This window comes from Elstera litoralis, assembly GCF_000963705.1.
Lineage (GTDB): Bacteria > Pseudomonadota > Alphaproteobacteria > Elsterales > Elsteraceae > Elstera > Elstera litoralis.
Genome location: NZ_LAJY01000373.1, coordinates 1 through 3,048, shown reverse-complemented (window position 1 = coordinate 3,048; position 3,048 = coordinate 1). Strand labels below are relative to the sequence as shown.

Here is a 3,048-nt window from a genome sequence, read left to right as displayed (position 1 = left end):
CGTCTAGTCCATAAGCAAATTGCATATCTCTGCTCCGCGCACCCGGATAAACCTGACCGCAGCCTAGCGGCGCTAGCGCGTCGGGTCATCCCTGTTTTTACCCCGAGCTTGCCGGGATACCTTCAAACATAAGCGCTCCCCGCCGGTAAAACGATCCGTGCGCAGGATGCCTGACGGTTAAGCCCGCTTTTTCTTCGCGAGCTTCGCCGTCAGATACGGCTTCAGATAATGGCCCGTATAGCTTTCGGCCACTTCAGCCACCTGTTCCGGCGTGCCTTGGGCGACGATGCGCCCGCCGCCTGAACCACCCTCCGGCCCGAGATCGAGAATCCAATCGGCAGTTTTGATGACCTCCAAATTATGTTCGATCACCAACACGCTATTGCCTTGGTCGACCAAAGCTTGCAGCACTTCCAAGAGTTTCCGTACGTCTTCGAAGTGCAGACCCGTGGTCGGTTCGTCCAAAATATACAGCGTGCGCCCGGTCGAGCGGCGGGAAAGCTCCTTGGAGAGTTTCACCCGCTGGGCTTCGCCGCCGGAAAGCGTGGTCGCCTGCTGGCCGATCTGGACATACCCGAGGCCAACGCGCTCCAGGGTCGTCATCTTATCGCGCACCGAGGGGACGGCTTTGAAAAACTCCGCGCCTTCCTCCACCGTCATCGACAGAACATCGGCGATGGATTTTCCCCGGAAGCGCACATCCAGCGTTTCGCGGTTATAGCGCTGGCCCTTGCACGAGTCGCACTGCACGTAAATATCGGGCAGGAAATGCATTTCGATCTTAATCAGCCCGTCGCCCTGGCATGCCTCGCAGCGCCCGCCCTTGACGTTGAAGCTGAAGCGCCCCGGCCCGTACCCCCTTGATTTCGCTTCCGGCAGCCCGGCGAACCAGTCGCGGATCGGCGTGAAGGCCCCCGTGTAGGTGGCGGGGTTGGAGCGCGGCGTGCGCCCGATGGGGGATTGGTCGATCTCGACGATCTTATCGATGAATTCGAGCCCATCGACGCCGTCATGGTCGGCGGGCAGGTCGCGCGCGCCATTCAGTTTGCGCGCCAAGGCCTTATAGAGCGTTTCGATAATCAGCGTCGATTTACCGCCGCCCGAGACGCCGGTGATGCAGGTGAAGGTGCCGAGCGGGATTTCCGCCGTCACATTCTGCAAATTATTGCCGCGCGCCCCGCGCACCACCAGCTTCTGCCCCTTATGGCCGGGGCGGCGGGTGCTGGGGATTTCAATGCGGCGATGGCCGGCAAGATATTGGCCGGTCGTGCTATTCGCGTTCGCCATCACCTCGGCGGGGGTTCCAGCGGCAATCACTTCGCCGCCGTGGACCCCCGCGCCCGGCCCCATATCGATAAGATAATCGGCGGCCCGAATCGCGTCTTCATCATGCTCGACGACGATGACGGTATTCCCGAGGTCGCGCAAGCGGCGCAGGGTCGCCAGCAGCCGATCGTTATCGCGCTGGTGCAGGCCGATGGAGGGTTCGTCCAGCACATAGAGTACGCCGGTCAGCCCCGAGCCGATTTGTGAGGCCAAACGAATGCGCTGGCTTTCCCCGCCGGAGAGCGTGCCGGAGTTGCGCGAGAGGGTGAGATATTCCAGCCCGACATTGTTGAGGAACCCGAGCCGGTCCTTGATCTCGCGCAGAATCCGCGCCGCGATCTCTTGCTGTTTGGCGGTGAGATGCGGCTCCAAGTCGTTGAACCAGCGCCCGGCCTCGGCAATCGAGAGGGCGGTGATTTCGCCGACGTGGCGTTCGTGGATTTTTACCGCCAGCGCTTCCGGCTTCAGGCGATAGCCGTGACAGGTTTCGCAGGGCTGCGAGCCCTGGTAGCGCTCCAACTCCTCCCGAACCCAGGCGCTTTCGGTTTCCTTCCAGCGCCGTTCCAGATTGGGCAGCAAGCCTTCGAAGGGTTTATTGGTCTCGTAGGAGCGGTTGCCGTCGGAAAAGCGCAAGGGAATGGCGGTTTTGCCGCTGCCGTGCAGGATGGTATCGCGCATCTCCTGGGGTAAGTCCCGCCAAGGGGTTGCGAGCGATACCTTAAAGTGCCGGGCGAGGCTTTCCAGCGTTTGCGCGTAATATTGCGAGGTTGAGTTCGCCCAGGGCGCGACCGCCCCGGTGCTGAGCGTCAAGCCATCGTCCGGGATAACCAGCGCCGCTTCGAACTGCATCTTCACGCCCAAACCGTCGCAGGTTGGGCAAGCCCCGAACGGATTGTTGAAGGAAAACAGGCGCGGTTCAATCTCATCGATGGTGAAGCCCGACACCGGGCAGGCGAATTTCGCCGAAAATACGGTGCGGCTTTGGTCTTCGGCATTCTCGGCGTAGAGAATCCCATCGGCCAATTCCAGCGCGGTTTCGATGGAATCGGCGAGGCGGGTCGCCAAATCCTCCTGATCCGGGCGCACGACGATACGATCGACTACAACTTCGATATCGTGCTTCAATTTCTTATTGAGCGCCGGAACCGCATCTAAATCATAGAGTTCGCCATCGACCTTCACGCGCTGGAAGCCGCGTTTTTGATAGTCGAGCATTTCCTTCTTATATTCGCCCTTGCGCCCGCGCACGACCGGGGCGAGCAGATAGAGGCGGGTGCCCTCCGGCATCGCCAAAATCCGATCGACCATCTGGCTAATCGTTTGGCTTTCAATCGGCAGGCCCGTTGCGGGCGAATAGGGCACGCCGACGCGCGCGAACAGCAGCCGGAGATAATCGTAAATCTCCGTCACCGTGCCCACCGTGGAGCGCGGGTTGCGGCTGGTGGTTTTTTGCTCGATGGAGATGGCGGGCGAGAGGCCTTCGATCAAATCCACGTCGGGCTTTGACATCAGTTCCAGAAACTGACGCGCATAGGCCGAGAGACTCTCGACGTAGCGCCTTTGCCCTTCGGCATAGATCGTGTCGAAGGCCAGGGAAGATTTCCCCGAGCCCGACAGGCCGGTGATAACGGTAAGACTATCGCGCGGAATATCCACGTCGATATTCTTCAGATTATGCTCGCGCGCGCCGCGCACACTGATTCTCTGATGCATAGCGCTATC

1 protein-coding gene is annotated in these 3,048 nt (G+C 60.5%); it reads right to left on the bottom strand.

Going from position 1 to position 3,048, the window contains the following annotated elements:
• Window positions 1–177: 177 nt before the first annotated feature.
• A complete protein-coding gene (uvrA, locus tag VZ95_RS13905; RefSeq protein WP_045776389.1) occupies window positions 178–3,039 on the bottom strand; it encodes an excinuclease ABC subunit UvrA in 2,862 nt (953 codons plus the stop codon).
• Window positions 3,040–3,048: the final 9 nt, after the last annotated feature.